Consider the following 24,281-nt stretch of genomic DNA (forward strand, 5'->3'; position numbering starts at 1 on the left):
AGGTGATATACCGTGAAGTTGTCTAATATTTTTAAAAAGAATAGATATATAACTGTTAATAGGAATAATGCACCTGAAATAAACGAATTAAGTAAACCTAATATACCAAGTGGAATGTGGATAAAGTGTGATAGATGTAAAAAGATATTTTATAGAAAAGATATAGAAAATAATATGATGACATGTAAGGAATGCAATAAGCATTTTAGAATAGGTGCATGGGAAAGAATAAAAATTACTGTTGATGAAGGAAGTTTTGAAGAATTTGATAAATATATGACTTCAACTAATCCATTGGATTATCCAGGATATGATGAGAAGGTAAATAAGTTAAAGAATAAAACTAAGTTAAATGAAGCTGTTATTACAGGAAAAGGTAAGATAAAGGGAAATGATGTTATTATTGCTGTTATGGATCCTTCATTTATGATGGGAAGTATGGGTTCAGTAGTGGGTGAAAAGATAACAAGAGCTGTTGAAAAAGCGACAGAAGAAAAATTACCCATAGTGATTTTTACTGCTTCTGGTGGAGCAAGAATGCAGGAGGGAATGTTCTCTCTTATGCAGATGGCAAAGGTGAGTGCAGCTATTTCAAGGCATGATAAAGCTGGATTGTTATATATTACAGTACTTACAGACCCGACAACTGGAGGGGTTACTGCTAGTTTTGCTATGTTAGGTGATATAATTATTTCAGAGCCAGGTGCACTTATAGGATTTGCAGGCAAGAGAGTAATACAGCAGACTATTAAACAGGAACTTCCAAAAGAGTTTCAAAGTGCAGAATTTTTGCTTAAAAAAGGATTTATAGACAAGATAGTTGACAGAAAAGATATGAAGAATGTTTTAGCTATTTTATTAAGTCTGCATAAATAGGAGTGAAAGATATGGTTGCTTTGGATTTTGAGAAAAATCTTGAAAATTTAAAAGAAAAGATAGAAGAATTGAAGAAAATTTCAATTGAACAGAATATTGATTTATCTGATGAAATTAAAAAACTAGAGATTAAGCTTAACGATATGGAAAAAGAAGCATATAAGAATTTAAGTGCATGGGATAAAGTCAAAATATCAAGGTTACTAGAGAGGCCAACTGCACTTGATTATATAAAAAGAATATTTGATTCTTTCATTGAACTTCATGGTGATAGAAGCTATGCTGATGATACTTCTATTTTGTGTGGAATAGGGAGTTTTAAAGGTATACCAGTTACAATAGTTGCACAACAAAAAGGAAGAGATACTAATGAAAATATAAAAAGAAATTTTGGCATGCCTCATCCTGAAGGATATAGGAAAGCTTTAAGAATGATGAAACAAGCAGAAAAATTTAAAAGACCTATTATATGTTTTGTAGATACTCCAGGTGCTTTCCCGGGTATTGGTGCAGAAGAAAGAGGACAGGGTGAAGCGATTGCTAGAAATCTTATGGAAATGTCATCTTTGAAAACACCTATCATTTCTATTGTTATTGGAGAAGGTGGTAGCGGTGGGGCACTTGCTTTGGCTGTTGGGGATGAAATATGGATGCTCGAACATTCCGTATATTCAATACTATCTCCTGAAGGATTTGCAAGCATATTATTTAAAGATGCATCAAAAGCAGCTGAAGCAGCAGAATACATGAAAATAACTGCTCAAGATCTTTATAATTACGGTATAATAGACAAAATAATAAAAGAACCAATTGGTGGAGCACATAAAAATCCAGATGAAATGGCTAAAAATATTAAAATAAGTTTGCAAGAAGCAATAAAGAGACTTATTAATGAACCTATTGAATTGGTTGTAGAAAAAAGATATGAAAAATTTAGGAAAATGGGTAAAGTAGTTGAGTAAGTTAAAAAAAAGACATACAGTGAGAGAGATCCATTATTACTGTATGTCTAAAAATTTATGGAACTATATCTATTTATATATATTCTATATTTTATAGATATATCCTTTATTTTGTTAAAAAAATATAAAAAAAAATTAGAATTATATACCATATATAGGGTATATAGAAGAAAATTTATACAATATGTTATGCAAATACTATTTTTTATTTGCCATCTTTTTTTCTACTGAAGCTATCATTTCTTTGACCATTTGGCCACCTAAATTTCCGGCTCCTGCCATTTTACCAACTATTTTTGACGGAATATTTCCTTTGTATTCTTTATTTTTTGAGTATTCCTTTGTTTGACTTTCCATATTTAGTTCGCGAGCTACCTCCATTTTAAATTTATTTAGTTTTTCTTTTGCCTCGGGTACTACAGGTTTGTTAGACATAAAAATTCTCCTTTCTTAAATAATCTATATATTTATTTTTTACATAAAATAAAATAGAATACGGATAAATTCTTGTTAGAATAAAATGAATAATATTCAAGACCTATAATATTGTTGTATTAAGTGATATAATACTTGGTATAAAGTAAAAGTAAGAGTAAAAGTAAATATGTTTAATTATGTAATGAATAAATATTATGATAGTTATTTTGATTAATTCAGTATCACAAATTGATGTGCTAAGTTATTTGTGAACTATTGTAATGATATTGCATATTAAAGCAATATATATTTAATATGGAGGTGAATATTAGCTTAAATATCTATGGTGGTATTGTTAAGCTAGAAATGATGAAGAAATTATCTAGAAATGATTTATGTTGGTGTGGTAGTGGAAAAAAATATAAAAAATGTCATATGGAACAGGATGAATATTTAAGGAAATTAGGAAATGAATTAGGTTTCAAAATTCCGAGAGATATAATAAAAACAAAAGAACAGATTGAGGGTATTAGAAAAAGTGGGGAAGTGACAAAAGGAGCATTAGATTTAGTAGGTGAAAGAATAAAAGCTGGTGTTACTACGGATGAAATAAATACATGGGTACATGAATTTACCATTGAACATGGTGCGTATCCAGCACCATTAGGATATGGAGGATTTCCTAAGAGTGTATGTACATCAATAAATAATGTTGTTTGTCATGGTATTCCTGATGATACCGTATTAAAAGAAGGAGATATAATAAATGTTGATGTAACGTCAATATTAGATGGTTACTATGCAGATGCAAGCAGAATGTATATTATTGGAGAGGCTTCAGAAGAGGCTATTAATCTTGTTAATGATACGAAAATAGCAATGGAGAAGGGTATTGAGCAGGTTAAGCCCTTCAATACGGTAGGAGATATTGGATATGCAATTCAAAGCTTTGCTGAATTCAAGGGATATTCCGTTGTATATGAGTATGGAGGACATGGAGTAGGAGTAAAATTTCATGAAGAACCTTTTGTGGCACATGTAGGAAAAAGAGGAGAAGGAATGGTGTTGTTGCCAGGAATGGTGTTTACAATAGAACCAATGATAAATATTGGTAGACCAGAAACTAAGGTTCTTGAAGATGATTGGACTGCTGTAACAATTGATGGAAGTTTGTCTGCACAATGGGAACACACGATTTTAGTTACTGAAAACGGATATGATATATTAACTTAATGAGTGCAAAAAATGTCCTTAGGGGCATTTTTTTTATCCAGTAAATTCGTTTTGCTAAAGCAAAATATCGAGACTTCAGGTGGAGACTCTACTCCACCTGAAGCAAAAGCTTCAAACTTCCACTTATAGAAGTGGGAGTTTTGTAAAATCGATAAATTTGTTATGTTATTTATATAATAATTATGTAAAATAAAGAATATTTTACATTGAAATTAACCCTCAAAATATACAATATTTAAATTTTATCACTATATTTTACACAAAAAATTTGGTATAATTAAAACGAGTATGAATAAATTATATTTTTTAAAATCATGTGTATTGAGGTAATTTAAAATAATATTAAATTTTGGAAGTGATATAGTGAAGATTATTAATAATAGATATAGAATAATAAGAAAATTATCTCATAGTAAAGTCAAATCATCTTTTCTTGTATCAGATGTACTAAAAAATAGCAAAAGGGTAAAAATTGATATTTTAAATTCTGAATACATTCCAGAAAAATTAATAAATTTTTATGTGGAGTCTTTTATTAAGTTGAGCAATATAATTAGTTCTAATATAATTAGAGTATATGATTTTGGATTAGTAAAATTCATTGACAGCAAAGCACTAGAGAAGAAACAATATTTTTATACTTCTGAATATTTTGAAAAAAGCGAAAAACTTATAGACGTTGTAAATATAGAGGATAATGAGAATATTTTAGAATTTTTTGTTCAAATTTGTTATGCAATTAATTATCTTCATTTGAGAGGTATGTTTTATAATAGTATAAATACTGACAATATATTAATTATAAAGGATAATGGTACAAAAAGAGTTATGTTAAAAGATATGGCTTCGATTGAATTGGAAAAATATTTTTATTCTCAGGGAAAAGGAAATATTAAATATTCTAGCAAATCATCGATTTTGTATAATAATATGGCTAGTAATAGTACAGATATGTATCTTTTAGGCGAATCTATGTTTTATCTTTTATGCAAAAAAAATAATAGATTTGAAGAGACATATGCATATGATGAATTGATAGAAAAGATAGATGAGTTTGCGTTATACCATTGTGATAATGAATTTGATTTAAATATATTAAAAATAATAAGAAATATGGTTAAAGAGCCATCAGATAGACAATTTGAAAATATTGGACAAGTTATAGAAGAAATAAACAAAACATTTAATAAACAATATAAATATTATAAAAGGAATGAAATAGAGAGACTTACATTTAATTTTGAGTTAATAGGAAGAGAATATGAAAAATCGGAAGTAATAAAAACGTATGATATGATAAAAAATGGTGCAATATCTAGTAGTTTTATATTTATACATGGTGAAATGGGTATAGGAAAGACTAAATTATTGAAGAATATTGAATATACTTTAAGATTAGATGGTGCTAATATTTATTCGTCGTATGGTCTTAATATGGTAAATAAAGGTACGAATAAAGCTTTTATTGAAATTTTAAAGAAGATTATTATTGAGAGTAATAATATAAATTTGAGTAAATATGATTCAGAATTAATCAAATTTATTCCTGAATTGAGCAAAAGAAGAAATGTCATCCCATCAAAACCGTTAGATGGAAATAAAGAAAAGCTTAGATTGATAAACAGGAGTTCTGGATTTGTAAATGAAGTAATTTGCAATAGAAAAGTTGTTTTTATAATAGATAATTTTCATTTAGCAGATGAATTTACCATTGATTTTTTTAAATATCTATTGTTTCATGATTTGGGTAATTTTTTATTTGTTGTATCATATTGTGATGGTGAATGTTTATTAAATAAAGAATTTATCAGATTTATGAATGAGATTTTTCAAAAATCAAATTCAAAAAGAATCTTGTTAGAGGGATTGAATATTGGTCAAACATCAAAGATGATTCAGAACATTTTAAATATGCCTAAAGAACCAATGAAATTCACGGAAAGTATTTATGCCAAAACACGTGGTAATCCGCTGTTTGTTAAGGAAATTATAAAGAATTTATTCACAAAAAAAATTATTTATATTGATAAAAAAACGGGTCAGTGGTTTACAGATTATAAAAATGAAGAGTTGCCTATACCAATAAATATTGAGCAAGCGGTATTAGTTCAAATAAAAGAAACTGATGAGTTTTCATATAAAATTTTATCAATAATTTCCATATTCAACAAACCTGTTTCTATAAACATAATAAAAGAATTTATAGATGCAGATAAAGAAAAAATTGAAAAAACAGTTGAATGTTTAATGACTAAAGGAGTTTTATGTAAACATATTGAGGATAAAGGATTTGCATATGATTATTACAATATGATTTTAAAAAATGCAATATATAATAAGATTTGCATAGAGGATAGGAATAAAAACCATAAATTAGCTGCTGCTATACTTGAAAACCAGTATAAGGATGGTAGGGAAGAATACTTACAGGAATTGATATATCATTTAGAGCGGTCATATCAAAAACAAAAAATAATTGACTATTGCGTAAAAAATTCTCAAAAAATGTTAAAATTTAAAAATACAAGTGATGCCTTAAAAAATTTGGAAAAAGCATTGTCAATGTATGATAAGGAGTCGGTAGAGCAAAATAAAATAGATATAGTGTATTTAATAGCTAATATATATTTTGAAAATTCAGAATATGATTTAGCAATGACATATTTCAGAAATTTGATAGATATTTCTATAAATGTAGGTAATAAAATATATCAAATTTATGCTATGAATAAAATTGCAAAAATATATATGGATAGAAATAAATTTGATATAATGAAAGATATAATAAAAGAAGTGGAAAAATTATTACGAAATGTAAAATGTATAGAAGGATATATAGAATGGAGTTATTTACAAGCATATGTTTATTTAATCAATCAAGAATATAAAAAAGGTGAAGAATTATGTGAGAAATCTTTAAAATTATGCGGAAATAAATGTTATGAACTTAAAGGTAGACTTTATAATATTCTTGGTAATATTTATTTACAGAATTCTGAAACAGATAAAGCTATAATGTGTTTTAAGGCTAGTATTATAAATTTTGAAGTTGTTAAGCAAATAAAAGGAGTTATAATTGCATCGAATAACATTGGAGTAATATATGGCGATTTTTATCAAAATTTTGATGAGGCATTAAAATATTATTACAAAATACTTAAAATATGTATTGATAATAATTTTATATTATGGGAAACTAAAGTAAAAACAAACATTGCATCAATATATTTTAATAAAACGAATTATAAAATGGTAATAGAATATTTGGAAAATGTTATTGATGTGTGTGAAAAAAATAATTTTAAAGGATACTTGTTTAATGCCTATGTAGTTATTGCAAATACATATTTAAGAATTAATAAATTTGATAAGGCGTTCAAATATTATCAGATAAGCAGTGATGAAATGGATGAACAAATAGATAAGATAAGATTTTCTGGCGAATATAGAATAATGGAAGCAGAGTTGCATTTGAAATTTGGTGATATAAAAATAGCAAAGGAAAGTATTGGAAAAGCTTTAAATATATATAAGTATGAGAAGTCTATACTAAAAACTAAAGCTGAATTATTATTGTTTATAATTAATATTTTAGATGGTCAGGAAAATATAGATGATAATATCATTGTAGAGTTTAAAGATATATTAGGTAGATATTCAAATATTGAGAATAGGTTAGAAATTATATATGAGGTGTGTATTCATCTATATAAAAATAAAAAAAATGATTTATTATATAAAATTTTTAATTATGCTGAAAAATTAGATTGTGATATAAAACAAAAATGTATAAAAGCTAAACGATTATTTTTAAAGTCATTATTTGAAAAAAATGAATTAAAAAAATTAGAATTATTGATAAATGCATTAGACATGAGTAAAGATGATAAGTGTATTTGTTGGAACATATATGTTGATATGGGAGATTATTATTTTAGAAGAAGTAGATATTACTATGCACTAATTTATTATTTTGAAGCATGTCATGTAGCTAAAAGTTTATTATTATCTATTCCTGAGAATTATAGAGTTAATTTTGCTAAATTTAAATGTATTTCAGAACCATTTAATAAATTTATAAATGCAAAAAATTATATCAATAATTGTAGTTATTTGGATGTTTGTAATAAGGGGATAACTTCTTTAGGAGATATTAATGAATTATTTTCATTTGTTGACTACAATGATGTCATAAATGATGAAAAAATTATTTGTTTTGCTAGAAAATTATATAATTTATCTTTTTATGATGATGTTAGGGACATTAACGACGTATTAATATATTTGAATAATAATGATGTTAGTAATATTAATATGATAAATAAATATATGGCTTATATGACATTAGCGAGTACAAGTTTGATAATATTGGATGAAAATGATGAATTTAATGTAATTGCCTCAACTAGTGCAAATACAGTACTTGATAAAGATAAACTTAAAATAATAAATAAAGTTAAGGATACTTCGAATGTTTTGATGGTTTCTAAATTTTATAATAGTTTATATGAAGTAGGTATACTTCCTAAGGATATGAGTGCAGTTATGTGTTTGCCTATTATAATAAATGATGTATATGATGATTGCTTTGAAGATAATAGAAGAAAGAATATGTTTGATAGAGAAATTATTCAAGGATATATTTACATGGAGTCTAACAGAAGTTTAAATAATTTTACATATACTACGCTTAAAGAGTGTTTGATTGTAAGTAAATTAGTAGGCGTAATACTTGATAAAATCAAAATAAAAACAGATGCATCTATTGATAAATTAACTGGTACTTTGACTAGAAAATATTTGGAGTTAAATATAAAAGAAGTATTAGAAAAAGCTAATAATTATGGCGGAAAGTTTTCTATGATAATGTTTGATTTAGATGATTTTAAAAGTATAAATGATAATTTTGGTCATCAGACAGGAGATTTTGTTCTCTCTAAAATATGTGAAATAGTTAAAAAGAGTATTAGAAAATCTGATATATTAGGAAGATATGGAGGGGAAGAATTTATAGTGATACTTCCTAATACTGATATTGATGATGCAGAAATTGTTGCTGAAAAGTTAAGAAGTAATGTCCATAATTCGAGATTATTAGGTGATAAAAGGGAAATCACGATTAGCATGGGGTTGGTGAACTATCCTAGACATGCCCAATGGGGTAACGAGCTTATTGAAAAAGTTGATCAGGCATTATATGTTGCTAAAGAAAATGGTAAAAATCAATATAGAGTATGGAGCGATGAGTTTAAAGATACTATAAAGAGAAGTAATAAGCTTTCAGGAATTATTACTGGAAATTCGGTTCAAGATCAAAGAAATGTACTTACTATGATTGAATTGGTTAATTTAATTGATGAAGAACTTAGTAAAGATGAGAAAATATTTAAATTTTTGGGGAGGATTATTGAAACTACAGAGGCGGAAAAGGGAATGTTAGCAATTGTTAAAAACGGAAGAATAGAAAAAAAATATTGCAGAGAAATATTTAAGTCAAAGTACGTAGAAAATATAAATTATAATGAAAATATTATTAATTTTGTTATATCAAAAAAAGAAGGAACTTATCTAATTGATTGGGATAATATAACTAAATATAACAATATTACAGGTGTGCCCGACTGGAATTCAGTGATCTGTGTGCCAATTACCCAAAATAAAACAGTGCTTGGGGTGGTATATCTATGCGTATCTACAGCTCAAAAGGAATTCAATTTTGGTGATTTTAATTTTGTTAATATACTCTCTGAGCTTGCTATACCGATTATTTAATTGATAAGGTATTGGTGAAGGTGAATATGTTTTGCTAAAGAAAAACATAGGGACTTCAAGTGGAGGCTCTATTCCAACTGAAGTAAAATGCTTCAATTTCCCATTTATAGAAGTTCTAATATGTTTTTTTAAAAATAACTTAAGAAAATATTTTTAACATGAATATATATGTACTATGGATTAATTTTAAAGATAGGGGTATATATTATGAAAAAGAAGAAAGAAAAGCAGTTAAAGGATAAGAATATGGCAAAAAACAATATTAAAGATTTATATGAGTTAACACCTCAGAATATGTCTTCTGTTGTTAATAAAAAACCAGGAATAAGCATAAAATTCAACAGTATTTATGAAAATATAGATTTATATTCATTTAGAATGAGTATTGATGATAGAATTGTTTCTTCTGTAGTGAATAAGCAATATGCTATTTATAAACCTAGAAAAGATTTAAAACATGGTAAACATAGTGTTGAAGTGAGCTTTAAGGATATAAATAATAGGGATGTTCAAGTTGAATGGTATTTCTACACGATTGATGAAAAAACAAAATATAGGCTATATTTTGGAGTACCTCACAGTCATACAAATATTTCAAGTGGAGTGGGTAGTCCAATAGAAGCTTATACAAAAAGCAGAAAAAGAGAATTGGATTATTTAATAATTACAGATCATTCGAGGCGTTTAAGTGGGAAAGGTACTATGAGTATCAATAAATTAAAAAGGGGGAAAGATTTTGATAAATGGGATTTGACAAATTATGAGGCTGGCATAGTCAATAAGAAGCATAAAAAGTTCTTGGCATTAGCTGGATTTGAGTTGAGTACTTCATTTTGGGGACATGTAAATGTATATAATTCAAGGGACTATATAAGAAATAAAATGAAAAATTTATACATGTTTTATGAATGGCTGAATACTAGAAATAATGCAATAATTTCCATTAATCATCCTAATGAAAGTTCAGCTGATATAGAGTATTCACTAGAACTTGATGAATATTTAAATTTTATTGAAGTTGCAAATGGAATACCACCAAAGAAATACATGAGAAGAGAGCATATATATTTTAAATTATTGGATAAAGGTTGGCATTTAGGTGTACTAAATAGTCAGGATAATCATAAGGATGATTGGGGAATATCGGATAATTTGACAGTAATAGCAGCAGAAAAACTCACTAAAAAAGCATTTTTTGAGGCATTAAAAATGAGACGTACTTATTCAACAGAAAGTAGAACATTAAAGTTAATTGTAAAGTGCAATGGATATTATATGGGAAGTATTATTAATTGCAATATAGGTGATAATATAGATTTTGAAATAATTGCAGAGGATAGAAAAAATAAAATTGATAAAATAGAGATAATATCTAATGGTGGTATAACAATTGAATCTAAAAATGATTTTAAAAACAAAAATAAGATAATATGGAAACCTCAAATAGTACTTGATAAAAAAAACAGATGGTATGTTGTTAAAGTAACATTGTATAATGATAAATTTGCTATTGCCTCGGCAATATTTTGTTGATTGATCGATTCTATAAGATTCCTACTTCTATAAGTGGGAGGTTAAAGCTTCTTGCTTCAGACGGAGTAGAGTTTCCACCTGAAGTTCCGATGTTTTGCTTTAGCAAAACGAGTTCGCTTTGTAAAAATATAACTTTTTAGAATTATATTCGTATATTATGTGAGGGGGTAAAAAGAAGGGGGAATTTTAATGAAAAATTTATACAGAAAGTACGTAATAGTGCTATTGCTGGCATTTGCAGTATCCTTTATATTTATTGGATGTGGTGCAGAAAAGAAGAATTTAAAGGATTCAGCTACCATAACAGAAAGTGCTAGAGATGAAAATAAAAGTGATAGCAAAGGGTCAATGGCTTTAAATGATAATAATTATGGGCAACATATTAAAGATAATAGCAAAATAATAGTTTACAAAACTATTGAATTAGAAACACTAAAGTTTGATGAAGTAAAAAATAAAATTTTACAGAGAACTAAAGCATATGGTGGGTATGTACAAAGTTCAAATATAGAAGGTATTGGTATTAGACAAAAACATGATAATGCAAATAGATATGCTAATTTAGTGCTAAGAATACCTAAAAATAATCTAAGGAATTTTGAGAATGATATTAACAATCTTGATTGTAGTATTGTTGATATCAGCACAAGAACTGAAGATGTAACAATGCAGTATTTTGATACAGAAGCACATTTAAAGTCATTAAAAATTGAAGAAGAAAGATTGTTAAATTTACTCAAAAAGACTGGAGAATTAAAGGACATAATTCAGGTAGAAAGAGAATTGCAGAATGTTAGATATGAAATTGAAAAATTAACTGGTTCATTGAGAAAATTGGACAATTTAGTTGAATATACAACATTTACTGTGCATATACGAGAAGTTCATGAGATTAAAGAAAACCCTGTAACCATGGGAGAACGCATAATAAGTGCATTTAAAACATCTGTTAAATATTTAGTTAAATTCTTCAAAGAAATTTTGATTATAATATTTGCTATAATTCCTTTTGCAATTGTTTTTGGCATTATAGGATTTATAGTGTACAAAACTATTATAAAATTAAAGAAAAATAGTGGACATAATGAAATAGATGATAATAAATAGTATATATTTAGTTATCAAATAAAATAATATAAAGTGGATACAATGATAAATCATATTGAATAATATTCCAATGTGATTTATTATTGTATTATAGCATATATTATTTGTTTGATTAATGTAATGGCTTAGAGTCTTATTTTTTATCAATTTTATAGATTCTCGTTTTTGTAAGTGGAAGATTGAAGCTTTTGTTTCGAAAAACTAGTTCACTTAATTATATTTAACTAAAAAGCCCCCACTTTAGCGTGAGCAAGTAGAGGGATAATTCACTTACACAATATATATAGTTGATTGAATAAAAGTTAAAGCGAAATTATATTGAAAGGGGAGAGAGTGATGAAATTTGAAATTAACAAAGTTTATCATGGATTTAAGTTGATTGAAGAAAAGGAAGTAAAAGAACTGAATTCAATTGGCAGAATATTTGAACATGAAAAAAGTGGGGCTAGATTATTTCAATTGCAAAATGATGATGACAATAAGTTTTTTTCTATAGCTTTTAGAACACCGCCAGAGGATAGCACGGGGCTTCCTCATATACTAGAACATTCTGTACTTTGCGGTTCAAGAAAATTCCCAATGAAGGAGCCTTTTGTTGAATTATTAAAAGGATCATTGAACACATTTTTGAATGCAATGACGTTTCCAGATAAAACTATGTATCCTGTAGCTAGCAGGAATGAAAAGGATTTTTTCAATTTAATGGATGTATATTTGGATGCTGTATTTTACCCTAATCTAATAAATACTCCAGAGATATTAATGCAAGAAGGGTGGCATTATGAAATAGAAGATAAAAATGATGATATTACATATAAAGGTGTGGTATACAATGAAATGAAAGGTGCATTTTCTTCGCCAGAAGGTGTATTAATGCGTAAAATACAAGAATCTTTATTCGAGGATACTGTTTATTCAAATGAATCAGGTGGAGATCCAGAAGAGATTCCTAAACTCACTCAAGAAAGATTTGTTGAGTTTCACAAAAAGTATTATCACCCATCAAATAGCTATATTTTCTTATATGGTGATGGAGATTTAGATAAACAACTTGAGTTTATAAATGATAACTATTTAAAAGATTTTGATAGAATTACGGTTGATTCTGAAATTAATTATCAGAAACCATACGAAAAAATGAAAACGGTAGAGGAGTTTTATCCTATTTCTATTGAAGATAGTGAGAATGATAAAACATTTTTAAGCATGAATTTTGTTACAGGCAAATCAACAGATCCAGAAGTTTATTTTGCTATGGAAATATTAGAATACTTGCTACTTGAAAATTCAGCAGCTCCGCTAAAAAAGGCACTTGTTGATGCTGAACTCGGTAAAGATGTATTTGGACAATTTGATAGTTCTATATTGCAACCAACTTTCAGTGTTATAATCAAGAACTCTAATGAGGATAAAAGTGAAAAATTCAAAAAAGTTGTTTTTGAAACTTTAAATAAATTGGTAGAAGATGGTATAGACAAGAAATTAATTGAGGCATGTATAAACATAACTGAATTCAAGCTCAGAGAAGCAGATTTAGGTGGATATCCTAAGGGATTACATTACAATATGTGTGCATTAGATAGTTGGCTTTATAACGGTTCGCCATTTACTAATTTAGAATATGACAGTATATTAAATAAGATTAAATCAGCACTAACAACTGATTATTTTGAAGAATTAATAAAGAAATATTTGTTATATAACAATCACAGTACTATGCTTATATTAAAACCTAAAAAAGGTATGGCAGAAGAAAAAGATAGAGAATTAAAACAAAAACTTAAGGATTATAAAGCTAGTTTATCAGAAAAAGAAATCGAAAAATTAGTTGAGCAGACATTAAAGCTTAAAAAGAGGCAGATAACACCGGATTCAAAGGAAGATTTAGAAACAATACCTATGGTTTCTATTGATGATATAGATAAAAAGGCAGAGGAAATTCCACAGCAGATAAAAGAGGAGAATGGAGTTAATATTTTATATCATAATATTTTTACAAGTGGTATAGCATATATTGATTTATATTTTGATACTTCAATGTTAAAGAGAGAACTTATACCATATATTAATCTTTTATCTGGTATTTTAGGTAAAATAAGCACAGAAAAAAGTCATTATTCAGAGCTTTCAAATGAAATAAACATAAATACAGGAGGAATACAATTTACTAGCAGTGCATTTGGGGATGTTAAGTACACAGATAAATTTTACCCTAAATTTATTGTAAAATCTAAAGTATTACCTAATAAAATACCACAGCTTATGAATTTGCTTCATGAAATTATTTCTACTAGCAATTTTGACGATAAGAAGAGAATTAAAGAAATAATTCAGCAGATGAAATCAAGAGAAGAAATGAAAATATTCGAAAGAGGTCATATTGTTGCTGCGAATAGAGTAATGTCTTATTTTTCGCATGCAGGAAGATATATGGATGAGTTGAATGGATTAGGTTTTTATAAGTTTATAACAAATTTAGAGAAAAATTACGAAACAATGTCTGAAGAAATCATAAACAATTTAAAAGAAGTATATAACACTATATTTAATAAGAACAATTTAGTTGTGAGCATTACATCAGAAGAAACAGAATATGCTGATATTATTAAAAATCTATCAACTATGACGGATAAGCTTAAAACTATTGAATTTAATACTCAAGAATATTTATTTGATATTGATAGAAAAAATGAGGGTTTACTTACTTCTGGAAATGTACAATATGTAGCAAAAGGTTATAATTTTAAAAAATTAGGTTATAAGTATGATGGTACAATGCTTGTACTTAAAACCATTATTAATATGGATTATCTATGGAATAAAGTACGTGTTCAAGGTGGAGCGTATGGATGTTTTATGAGAGTTACCAAAGGTGGAACTATTGGATTTTCTTCATATAGAGATCCAAATTTAAAAGAGACTTTAAATGTTTATGATAATACTGTTGATTATGTAAAAAATATTGAACTATCAGAGAGAGAAATGACAAAATATATAATAGGAACTATTAGTGAACTTGATCAGCCATTGACACCTTCCATGAAAGGAGAAAGAGCATCAACTAACTTTTTTAGAAATATAAGTCAAGAATACTTGCAGAATGAGAGAGATAACGTTTTGAATGTTAATGTAGAAAAATTAAAGAAATTTGCTGATGTGATAGAGGATATTGTTTCTAAAGATTATTATTGCGTTTTGGGTAATGAAACAAAAATAAAAGAGAATAAAGATATATTTAAAGAGCTTGTTACGGTGTTTGAGTAAAAACAAAATGATGGTTTTCTATTAACGTAGAAAATCATCATTTTAAGCATTTGATGATAAAAGAGTATCATTTTATATATTATACTTATCAAGTTACAAAATCCATGGAGGAGTAATATGAGTATTAAAGCATTATTCACATATGATTATGGTAAAGAAAAGATGAATTCCATAAAAAAATTAGGATATGATATTACAATCATTAATGAAAGAGATATTGAATATTGCAACGAAATTAAAGAAACTGAGGTGCTAGTATGTTATAATCCATTTGAAACATTGGATATAAGTAAAATGGATAAACTAAGATGGATACAACTTTCAAGTATAGGTATAGACCAGCTTCCAGTAGAAATTGCTATTGCTAAAAATATAGTAGTTACCAACAATAGAGGGGGATATTCTATTCCTATTGGAGAATGGATTGTACTTAAAACACTTGAGATGCTAAAGAACAGTAAAAGGTTATATATGCAGCAGATGGGCAAAAAATGGAGAATAGATACAAGTATTTTAGAGTTGTACGGTAAAACAATTGGTTTTGTTGGGACAGGGACAATAGCTAGGGAAGCGGCAAAGAGACTTAAGGGGTTTGAAGTGAATATATTAGGTGTGAATACTAAGGGTAGGTGTACTGAATATTTTGATAAATGCTTTTCAATAGAAGAATTAGATAAAATGCTTTCATTGAGTGATATAGTTGTTATTACAATACCATATACTGAAACAACCCATAAGTTGATAGATTGTAAAAGATTTTCTTCAATGAAAAATGGTGTGTATTTTATAAATGTGGCACGAGGAAATGTTGTTGATGAGTGTGAACTTATTAAAAATTTAAAGAATAAAAAAATAAAAGCAGCTGCATTAGATGTTTTTGAAGATGAGCCATTATCAATGGATAGTCCTTTATGGAATTTAGAAAATGCAATAATAACTCCACATAATTCATGGGTTTCTGAGATGAGAAATGATAGAAGATTTGAAGGTATATACAGAAATATGGAAAGATACTCAAAAGGTATGCAACTTTACAACATAGTTGATCTAAGAAGGGGATATTAGATGTTTGGGATAGAATACCAAGTTGATAATCAGATTTCTATTGCACAACTTGAAAGTGTATTAGACATTTGAGATAGAATATCAAGACTTCCGTTGCTTGTCTTGGAGGATGAATCAATCCAGTATTAGACATTTAAGAGAAAGTAACAAGTCAAATAGATTAGTACTGATTAGTTATTCTGTGAAGATGACTTAGGCATTTGAAAGAAAATAGACTAGCATACTGACTAGTTATTTTTTTGAAAATGCCTTAAATAGAATAGGCTACTGATTCTATAACCAGCAGCTTATATATTAATATTAGGGAAAATATGAATTTATTATAATAAGGAGGATTACTAATTAAATTATAATTTTAATTCAATTATAATGATATCATATAATCCTTACAGTAAAGTGACATATTATCTTACAGTTTTGTAATGTTTAAAGAAAGAAGGGGCTACTATGAAAGCAGAAATTTTATGTGTTGGAACAGAGATTTTACTGGGAGATATAGTGAATACAAATGCACAGTATATTGCTAAGAAATTAGCAGAGTTGGGTATAGATGTTTATTATCAAAGTGTAGTTGGAGATAATCCTAAAAGATTGGAAGAGGCTTTTAGAATTGCTTTTAGCAGATCTGATATAGTTATTACTACAGGTGGATTAGGGCCAACAAAGGATGACTTAACAAAAGAAATTGCGGCTAAGTATTTTGGTAAAGAGCTTGTACTAAACGAAAAAGAATTGAGCAAAATTGAAGAATACTTTAATAAATCAAATAGAAAAATGAGTGAGAATAATATAAAACAGGCATATTTACCTGACGGTTCAATAATCATTTCAAATCAAAATGGTACAGCACCTGGATGTATTATTGAAAGTGATTCAAATATAGCTATATTGCTTCCAGGGCCTCCAAGAGAGATGAAACCAATGTTTTGTGATATCGTTATTCCGTACTTGAGCAAATATCAGTATGGAATGTTATTTTCAAAGGTGCTTAGAGTGGTTGGCATTGGTGAGAGTTCAGCTGAAGATATTATAAAGGATATAATTAATAAGCAGACAAATCCTACTATTGCTCCATATGCTAAAGATAGTGAGGTAATATTTAGAATTACTGCAAAGGCTAAAAGTGAGCAAGAAGCAAAAAAATTGATAGAACCAGTCGAAAAAGAAGTTAGAGAAAGACTGGGAGATAATATATATGGAACTGGTGAAACATCATTGGAAGATGTGGTAGCTAAGTTGCTCATAGAAAAGAACTTAACTATAGCTACTGCGGAGTCATGTACAGGAGGAATGATTGCATCAAAATTAATTAATTCACCAGGTATTTCATCTGTATTCATGGAAGGGGCTATAACATATAGCAATGAGGCTAAAATGAAAAGGCTTGGAGTAAAAAGAGAAACATTAGAGAAATATGGTGCTGTAAGCAGTCAAACAGCAGCTGAGATGGCAGAAGGAATTGCAAAAGCGGCAGGTACTTGTGTAGGTATTTCGACAACAGGAATTGCAGGACCAGGAGGTGGAACAGAAGAAAAACCAGTAGGTCTTGTATATATGGGACTTTATATAAATGGACAAGTAAAGACAAAGAATATGATTATTAGTGGAAATAGGCAAAATGTAAGAATGAGAGCAACAGTTAAACTCTTAGATTGGCTTAGGAGGGAAATAATCAATATGAAATAAGTGAATTTGTTTTGATATTGAGATTTCAGATTGATATATTTAACAAATATCTCGGTGGCATAAGAAAATAAAAATGCTTATAAAATATTTTGCTTCAGGTGGAGAGTTTACTCTATCTGAAGCAAAATTTCTTAAATTCCAAGTTTAAGAATCTATTCAATGGTTATCCTACGGAAAGTATTTTTAATAGAGACGACCCATAACTATTTAAATATTTTACTTATATCAACTATTCCTGCACCTTGAAGTGATTTTTGTATGTCTAATTGTCTGCAAGATAATTTTAGTAGTGAGAGAATGTCTTTATAGTTTAAGTTAGGGTTATACTCATATAATAAAGCACATATTCCACTAACATATGCAGCTGCACATGATGTACCTGAATAATAAGTATAATGTTCAGTCATGTGATGTGGGTATAATTTTACACCATTTCTTTCGGGAATGTATTTTGTATCTGTTTTTAGTGAACAAATGTTATTACAAAGTGCAGAAACATCAGGTTTTTTCGTTTTTGTATAATTTCCCAAAGATGAATAATTGTAAGGAGTGTTTGAATTTATTAATCCCCCTACTGTTATACAATTTGGTAAAATAGATATACCCGTCATAGAATTAAATTCATTTGTATTGTTTCCGCTTGGAACAATTACTACGATTCCATTATCAATGGCTTTATTAAATAAACATTGGAATAAAGATAGTATAAATTTATCATAATATAGTGTTTCAAATGGCAGACATATTATTTTAATGTTATTTTCTAATGCTTCATTTATTAATATGTTAATTGCAAATAATATATCAGATATAAATCCTTTTCCAAGATTGTTAAATGCTTTAATAGAGTATAAATGACTTCCTGGTGATATTCCTTTATATTGACCTTTTGAGGATATTCCACTGCTACAAATTATTCCACTAATAAATGTTCCATGTCCATTATCATCATATGGATAATGGTATCCGTTTATTAAGTCTAGAAATTTTTTGATTTTGTTCTTATTGCTAATTAAATCAATATGAGGGAAAACACCAGTATCTACAATGCCTATGCCAATATTTTTACCAGTAATAGTTGTTTTATTATTGAGAGTTATTTTATTTAACATAGATTTATAATTAATTTTTTTGCGTTTATCTGGAACAGCGCATATAAAAGCATATTTATCTATTCCTATATATTTAACTTCAGGATATTCCAATAATCTTTCAATTGTCCGTGGTGAGAGTATAGCGGAAATACTATTTATACTTGGTATAGTACGTATAACCTGACATTTCATGGATAGTATTTTCTTTTCAATTTTTTCAAGAAGAGTTCTACATGTAATAATTACTCTAAAATCTTTATATAGTTTATCCTGTAAGGCATAATATAAATAAGGATCTAGTTTATTTTTAAAAGAAAACATGATATGCCCCCTAATAACTTGGTACGTTATTATAGTATATTAAAAATACATATAATATGTTAAAAAAATTATCAATTTGTGATAAAATATATCCAAACTATACTTGCAAGGTTTTTAAAACCGTATAATTATCTAAACAAAATGCGAATTTTATAACTTTATGAGTATAAAATAAGGAGGTGTTACTATGCCATTAATTGATTACAAATGCAATAAGTGTGGCAAAGAATTTTTTGAAATAGTTAAGAATGCTGATGAAAAAGTTAAGTGTCCCGTATGTGGGAGTGAAGACACAGATAGAGTTTATAAGGGTAAATTTTATGGTAATGGAAATTGCAGTGGTAACTGTTCTTCTGGCTGAGGAGGTTGTTAATAAATAATATCGGTGATATTATATAAATATAATAAAGTTAGTATGAAAAATAAGAATTTGTTACGCAAATCTTTTGGTCTGTTTCTATATGGGAAACAGTCAAAAGATAAACGTTTACAAATTCTTATTTTTATAATTGATATTCTTCCTTACACATATTAAAAAATGCTGCAGCAGTTGGAGTAAGAGTTCTTTTAGAATTTACTACCAAATAAATATTTCTTTTAAGAGATATATCATGAAGAGTGCTTATGTTAATATCTTTATGCATGTAATTTTCCAATGTGTTCTTGGAAACAATGGATATTCCTATGCCGGAATTAACGAGCCTTATGATGGTGTCTACATTATTCACTTCACATACAACATTTAATTTTTTGCATGTTATATTAAGCTTTATTAGTTCAGTTTCAAATGTAATTCTTGTTGCTGAATTTTTTTCCCTCATTATGAATTTGTATTTTAATAAATCTTCAAGCGTCAATTTTTTTGGTAAGTTAAGTGAAGAACTAGAAATAACAACAAGTTCATCCTCTGTTATTTTATAGCTTTTAATCTTCTCATTTTCTATTGGGTTTCCTACGAGTCCTATTTCGCAATTCAAATCTAAAATATCCTTTATTATTTTCCCAGAACTCTGTTCAATAATGTTAAATGTGACAGAGGGATATATCATCAAAAATTTTTTTAATAGCTTTGGAACAACAGTATTACAGGGTGTAGTACTTGCAGATAAGTTCAACTTACCAGATACATTATTGTTAAAAGTTGATATTTCAGTTATGGCTTGATTACGTATATTTATAATATCAGCTGCATATTGTTTAAACGATTCACCTGCTGGTGTAAGGTTTACTTCCTTTGATGTTCTATCAAAAAGTTGAACATTTAATTCTTTTTCTAAACTTGATATATGAGAACTAATAGTAGGCTGAGAAAGAAAAATAATACCAGCAGCCTTTGAGAAACTTTTAACTTTTGCTACGCATAAAAAAGCTTCAATTTGTTTGAAATCCAAGTTAATCCCTCCATAATAAACAGTATTAATATTATTATGAAGGGAATTATAGAAAATTTCAATAGGAATTATTGATAAATCAATGTTTCCATTTAAATATTATTATTCCTAGTATCATAAAGGCAATACCAATGTACTTAGATAACCCAAATCTCATTTGCTTGGTATCAAAAAGACCAAATGCATCTATTATACCAGCAGCAGTCAATTGAGCAATGAGAATTGTTGCAATTGAATATGTTGGACCTAATGACTTTATTCCGAGCATCACAGTAAAAATGATAACTGTACTCAATACACCGCCTAGTAAATACAATTTATTTACTTCATTTATTGCCTTTAAATTTCCATTACCTGCTATCATAAGAATTACTAATGTTAATACAAATGCACTCCCTTGAACTATTAGATTGGTTTCCCATAATCCTATTTTTTCGCTTGCTCTTGTATTAAAAACACCCTGAATACTCATTGCAATTCCTGCTATTATTGAAAAAATAATACCCAAAATAATCACCTCTAATGTTAAATCAATCATAATTTAGTTTAACCTAAAATTTATAAATATATTGACAAAATATATTGGAACATTAAGGACTTAGTTGTATAATTTAGTAGAGAAAATCAATAAGGATTGAGAGGAGATATCAATGAAAAAAAATCGTAGTAAATATTTGCTGATAGTAGTAGTGGTTTTGGTTATTTGTATATGTATAGTAGTTCCTAAGTTAATATTGCTAAAAGCAGATAAGTCATTTAAAAATGGTGATGTGGAAACATCAAAAGTGTTATATAGGAAATATGTGAATATAGTACCATTTAGTTCACATAAAGCAAAAGCATTATTTAGACTTGCAGATAATATAGCACCTGAGGATAGCACATTTGCAAAAATGGAGTTTTATTCCACAGGTGAAACTTCATGGACTGGAACATTAACCATTAAACAAGTAAATGATGCTGCGAAATATTATGAAGAAATTTATAATAATTATAGTGAAAGTGAGTATTATAAAAAAGCGTACAAAAGACTTCTTGAAATATATACAATAACTTCGGACTATGAAAAAGGCAGGGAACTTATAAATGCTCAAATCAATTCTAAGGACAGTGATATTAGAATTGTTGCAGAAAAATATAATATTTTATATTTAATATTTAATGGTGAATACGATAAGGCAGAAAATATTGCAAAGTCAATATTGAATGAACGAAATGATTATGAAATATATTTAATGCTTGGAGATATGGAAATTAGCAGAGGTAATTTTGAAAAAGCGGAAGAGTACTATAAGAATGGGGAAAATGATAACCTCTATAAAAGCTATACAGAAATGTATTATAAACACTATAATTTATTTGGCAATGTTAGAGGAAAGAGTTTAGCACAAAGAGCTAGTGAACTTTATAATGGAAACAGTGAAATAAAAGGAAATGTAACTTTAAATGGAAAGCCTGTACCAAATGCTGTAGTATATATTGTGGATAGAGATTGGGGGAAACGTATAAAAGGAATATTTCCAATTCGTTCGTGTCCACCATACGATGGTATATGTGTAAGAACTAATTTAAAAGGTGAATTTAGTGTAAAAAAACTTCATGAAGGTGAATATATTACTATATTATCACTACCAGTACTGAAGTTTAGTCAAAATAAAACTGTACTTTCAAAAAATACTCTAAATAGAAGAATAAAATTAAAAAATAACGAATCTGTGGAATATGATTTTTCATTTGTTGAACCTTTAAATGTAGTTGAACCAAAGAATAGAGTTGATGTAACAGGAGGAAAAGTTCATATTAAGTGGGAAAAAGTTAAAGGAGCTGCATATTATCGTATTAACACAATAGAGTATTGTGATCCTTTTGAGCTTAAAGGTAGCAGTGTATTTTCGCCAATAACTGACAAAATACGTGATATTGAGTATGATATTGATATTGATGATTTCAAGTTTAAAAAACCGGGGGGAAGTTTTTCTGATAATGATGGTTTAATGAATGTTCAAGCATATTTAGGTATTGTTATTCCTGGTGCATATATACCGTTAACTGTTTCAGCATATGATAGCAATGATAATATTATAACATCATCTCTTCCTATTCAAGCTGATAAGGATGATATGATTTTAATTGCTATTAAAGGGAAGTTGACAGAAGGAGACAAATTGATTATAGATAAAAAGCCAGAAGAAGCATTAAAGTATTATGAAGAATATATAAAGAAAAACCCTAATGATGTCCATGCTTTGATGGTGCTTTCTAGGTTATATTATAATGGAACCAAGGTTATTTTTGGTGAAAACAAAAAAGAGAGATGTGAAAATAAAGATGTTCATAAAGCAGTTGAAATTGCAAAAAGAGCATATGAACTTACAGGTAATGCAGAATATTTGAAAGAAACTTTAAATGCGGTTGCTTTTGATTCAAATAATAAAAATGATTATAAGTGGGTTATAGAAGAGATGTTAAAATTGCCTAAAAGCGAGCTTACCTATACTGAATATGAAAATTTAGGTAGAATGTACTTAAAGCTTGGAAAAATAAAGGAAGCTGATAAATATTATGATAAATTTGATGATTTATCTGAACATTATTTTATAAGATCAATTCTTTTGAAGATTTATTTTGAGGATTTTGATAGAGCTTTTGAAATGGCTCAAAGCAATAAATTTAAATTTTGGAATAGAAACAAGTATGAATTTGTTCAAAATATTAAAAAGCTTAATAAAATAGATAAAAGCAGTGAAAGCTATAAAGTCTTTAGAACATTAGTTAAAAGCATTTTGATTCAGGAAAATGGATACAAAGAAAAATACAATAATGAAATAAGTAAAATTAAAATTGGTGTATTAAATTCAATAATGAAAGAGATTGCAGAGGATTATAATATTGAATAACAAAACAAGGGGCAGTTCGCCCCTTGTTTTAGGTTTTAACTGATTCATACATATTGAAGAAAATATTTTATGATTTACAGCAGGTTTATATGGTTTAATAACTTTGATTATGGACTTGTATTATTATCCAATTTACCCCAGATATTTAGGTTATATAATTTAATAACCTTGATCCTGCCTTTTATGGTTTATGTCATTCTTAGATATATAAGCTGCTTCTATTTCAGAAGACGAAAAGCCGAGTTTAGCTCCTAATGTTAAGAAGGACTCGAATATATTGATATAATTTTGTTTAGATGGAGTATGCATAAAATCGTTTATACTAGAATAAAAAAGTAAGAAAAGAGCTGTTGGTTCATTAATACTCTTTTTAAGTTCGATTTTTCTAATATCATCATAATTTTTTTCGAGTCCAATACTCAATATAAAGTGGAGGCAATCAACATATTCTTCCAATATAATCTCTTTAGCTGAAGGTTTTTTTAAACTCCAAAATTTAAAACACCTTGTTTCATTTGCTAGTTCACCAACTTCAACTAAGAGAGCTAGTGTTTTTTTTGAGATGAGGTTTTCATTTTCAAGCTTATGATCTTTTTGAATTCTTTTATCTAATTTATTTTGTAAAGAGAATAATTTTTCAAGATTCATAATACAATTACCTTT

Annotated in this window: 16 protein-coding genes; 11 read left to right on the plus strand and 5 right to left on the minus strand. The window is 27.8% G+C overall.

Annotated elements, in window-relative coordinates:
- Positions 1 to 12: 12 nt before the first annotated feature.
- Together accD and CLTEP_RS05870 are read left to right on the plus strand one after the other, a co-directional pair.
- Positions 13 to 876 (plus strand): acetyl-CoA carboxylase, carboxyltransferase subunit beta, encoded by an 864-nt coding sequence (gene accD, locus CLTEP_RS05865; protein WP_066823990.1) that lies wholly within the window; start codon positions 13 to 15, stop codon positions 874 to 876.
- Between the two features lie 11 nt (positions 877 to 887).
- Positions 888 to 1,838, plus strand: coding sequence for an acetyl-CoA carboxylase carboxyltransferase subunit alpha (locus tag CLTEP_RS05870; protein ID WP_066823993.1), 951 nt, complete (start codon positions 888 to 890; stop codon positions 1,836 to 1,838).
- 198 nt (positions 1,839 to 2,036) lie between these two features.
- Here the strand turns inward: CLTEP_RS05870 and CLTEP_RS05875 are convergent, their stop codons facing one another.
- Positions 2,037 to 2,273, minus strand: coding sequence for an alpha/beta-type small acid-soluble spore protein (locus tag CLTEP_RS05875; RefSeq protein ID WP_066823996.1), 237 nt, complete (start codon positions 2,271 to 2,273; stop codon positions 2,037 to 2,039).
- Positions 2,274 to 2,624: 351 nt separating this feature from the next.
- On the opposite strand from CLTEP_RS05875, the gene CLTEP_RS05880 reads away from it, so the two are divergent.
- From CLTEP_RS05880 to CLTEP_RS05910, 7 genes are all read left to right on the plus strand, one after another.
- Positions 2,625 to 3,488, plus strand: a complete 864-nt coding sequence (locus tag CLTEP_RS05880) for a methionyl aminopeptidase (RefSeq protein WP_066824042.1) — start codon at positions 2,625 to 2,627, stop codon at positions 3,486 to 3,488.
- Positions 3,489 to 3,851: 363 nt separating this feature from the next.
- Positions 3,852 to 9,260, plus strand: coding sequence for a diguanylate cyclase (locus tag CLTEP_RS05885; protein WP_066823998.1), 5,409 nt, complete (start codon positions 3,852 to 3,854; stop codon positions 9,258 to 9,260).
- 207 nt (positions 9,261 to 9,467) lie between these two features.
- Positions 9,468 to 10,793: a CehA/McbA family metallohydrolase gene (locus CLTEP_RS05890; protein ID WP_084364687.1), complete on the plus strand. Its 1,326-nt coding sequence runs from the start codon at positions 9,468 to 9,470 to the stop codon at positions 10,791 to 10,793.
- A 189-nt stretch (positions 10,794 to 10,982) separates the two neighbouring features.
- Complete coding sequence (locus CLTEP_RS05895) at positions 10,983 to 11,900, plus strand: DUF4349 domain-containing protein (protein WP_066824001.1); 918 nt, start codon at positions 10,983 to 10,985, stop codon at positions 11,898 to 11,900.
- A gap of 336 nt (positions 11,901 to 12,236) precedes the next feature.
- Complete coding sequence (locus CLTEP_RS05900) at positions 12,237 to 15,164, plus strand: insulinase family protein (RefSeq protein WP_066824003.1); 2,928 nt, start codon at positions 12,237 to 12,239, stop codon at positions 15,162 to 15,164.
- A gap of 117 nt (positions 15,165 to 15,281) precedes the next feature.
- Positions 15,282 to 16,229 (plus strand): phosphoglycerate dehydrogenase, encoded by a 948-nt coding sequence (locus CLTEP_RS05905; RefSeq protein ID WP_066824006.1) that lies wholly within the window; start codon positions 15,282 to 15,284, stop codon positions 16,227 to 16,229.
- 447 nt (positions 16,230 to 16,676) lie between these two features.
- Positions 16,677 to 17,915, plus strand: coding sequence for a competence/damage-inducible protein A (locus CLTEP_RS05910; protein WP_066824008.1), 1,239 nt, complete (start codon positions 16,677 to 16,679; stop codon positions 17,913 to 17,915).
- Positions 17,916 to 18,118: 203 nt separating this feature from the next.
- Here the strand turns inward: CLTEP_RS05910 and CLTEP_RS05915 are convergent, their stop codons facing one another.
- Positions 18,119 to 19,330, minus strand: coding sequence for a S8 family serine peptidase (locus CLTEP_RS05915; RefSeq protein ID WP_066824012.1), 1,212 nt, complete (start codon positions 19,328 to 19,330; stop codon positions 18,119 to 18,121).
- 187 nt (positions 19,331 to 19,517) lie between these two features.
- Here CLTEP_RS05915 and CLTEP_RS14360 point away from each other — a divergent pair, with 187 nt between their 5' ends.
- Entirely contained in the window at positions 19,518 to 19,691 is a 174-nt protein-coding gene (locus tag CLTEP_RS14360) for an FmdB family zinc ribbon protein (protein ID WP_084364689.1), read from the plus strand.
- Positions 19,692 to 19,833: 142 nt separating this feature from the next.
- Here the strand turns inward: CLTEP_RS14360 and CLTEP_RS05920 are convergent, their stop codons facing one another.
- Both CLTEP_RS05920 and CLTEP_RS05925 read right to left on the minus strand, forming a co-directional pair.
- Positions 19,834 to 20,721 carry a selenium metabolism-associated LysR family transcriptional regulator gene (locus tag CLTEP_RS05920; RefSeq protein ID WP_066824014.1) on the minus strand — a complete coding sequence of 296 codons (888 nt, stop codon included), beginning with the start codon at positions 20,719 to 20,721 and terminating at the stop codon, positions 19,834 to 19,836.
- 79 nt (positions 20,722 to 20,800) lie between these two features.
- Positions 20,801 to 21,232, minus strand: a complete 432-nt coding sequence (locus tag CLTEP_RS05925; RefSeq protein ID WP_066824049.1) for a DMT family transporter — start codon at positions 21,230 to 21,232, stop codon at positions 20,801 to 20,803.
- A 139-nt stretch (positions 21,233 to 21,371) separates the two neighbouring features.
- Here CLTEP_RS05925 and CLTEP_RS05930 point away from each other — a divergent pair, with 139 nt between their 5' ends.
- Complete coding sequence (locus tag CLTEP_RS05930) at positions 21,372 to 23,618, plus strand: tetratricopeptide repeat protein (protein WP_066824016.1); 2,247 nt, start codon at positions 21,372 to 21,374, stop codon at positions 23,616 to 23,618.
- Between the two features lie 159 nt (positions 23,619 to 23,777).
- Here the strand turns inward: CLTEP_RS05930 and CLTEP_RS05935 are convergent, their stop codons facing one another.
- Complete coding sequence (locus tag CLTEP_RS05935) at positions 23,778 to 24,266, minus strand: dUTP diphosphatase (protein ID WP_066824018.1); 489 nt, start codon at positions 24,264 to 24,266, stop codon at positions 23,778 to 23,780.
- Between the last annotated feature and the right edge of the window lie 15 nt (positions 24,267 to 24,281).

This window comes from Clostridium tepidiprofundi DSM 19306, from assembly GCF_001594005.1.
Lineage (GTDB): Bacteria > Bacillota > Clostridia > Clostridiales > Clostridiaceae > Clostridium_AC > Clostridium_AC tepidiprofundi.

Excerpts from the sequence above, each read along its gene's own strand:
- CLTEP_RS05935 (WP_066824018.1), bottom strand. The coding sequence starts at position 24,266 with ATGAATCTTGAAAAATTATTCTCTTTACAAAATAAATTAGATAAAAGA.
- CLTEP_RS05930 (WP_066824016.1), top strand. The coding sequence starts at position 21,372 with ATGAAAAAAAATCGTAGTAAATATTTGCTGATAGTAGTAGTGGTTTTG.
- CLTEP_RS05890 (WP_084364687.1), top strand. The coding sequence starts at position 9,468 with ATGAAAAAGAAGAAAGAAAAGCAGTTAAAGGATAAGAATATGGCAAAA.
- CLTEP_RS05910 (WP_066824008.1), top strand. The coding sequence starts at position 16,677 with ATGAAAGCAGAAATTTTATGTGTTGGAACAGAGATTTTACTGGGAGAT.
- CLTEP_RS05900 (WP_066824003.1), top strand. The coding sequence starts at position 12,237 with ATGAAATTTGAAATTAACAAAGTTTATCATGGATTTAAGTTGATTGAA.
- CLTEP_RS05870 (WP_066823993.1), top strand. The coding sequence starts at position 888 with ATGGTTGCTTTGGATTTTGAGAAAAATCTTGAAAATTTAAAAGAAAAG.
- CLTEP_RS05905 (WP_066824006.1), top strand. The coding sequence starts at position 15,282 with ATGAGTATTAAAGCATTATTCACATATGATTATGGTAAAGAAAAGATG.
- CLTEP_RS14360 (WP_084364689.1), top strand. The coding sequence starts at position 19,518 with ATGCCATTAATTGATTACAAATGCAATAAGTGTGGCAAAGAATTTTTT.
- CLTEP_RS05875 (WP_066823996.1), bottom strand. The coding sequence starts at position 2,273 with ATGTCTAACAAACCTGTAGTACCCGAGGCAAAAGAAAAACTAAATAAA.
- CLTEP_RS05915 (WP_066824012.1), bottom strand. The coding sequence starts at position 19,330 with ATGTTTTCTTTTAAAAATAAACTAGATCCTTATTTATATTATGCCTTA.
- CLTEP_RS05880 (WP_066824042.1), top strand. The coding sequence starts at position 2,625 with ATGAAGAAATTATCTAGAAATGATTTATGTTGGTGTGGTAGTGGAAAA.
- CLTEP_RS05895 (WP_066824001.1), top strand. The coding sequence starts at position 10,983 with ATGAAAAATTTATACAGAAAGTACGTAATAGTGCTATTGCTGGCATTT.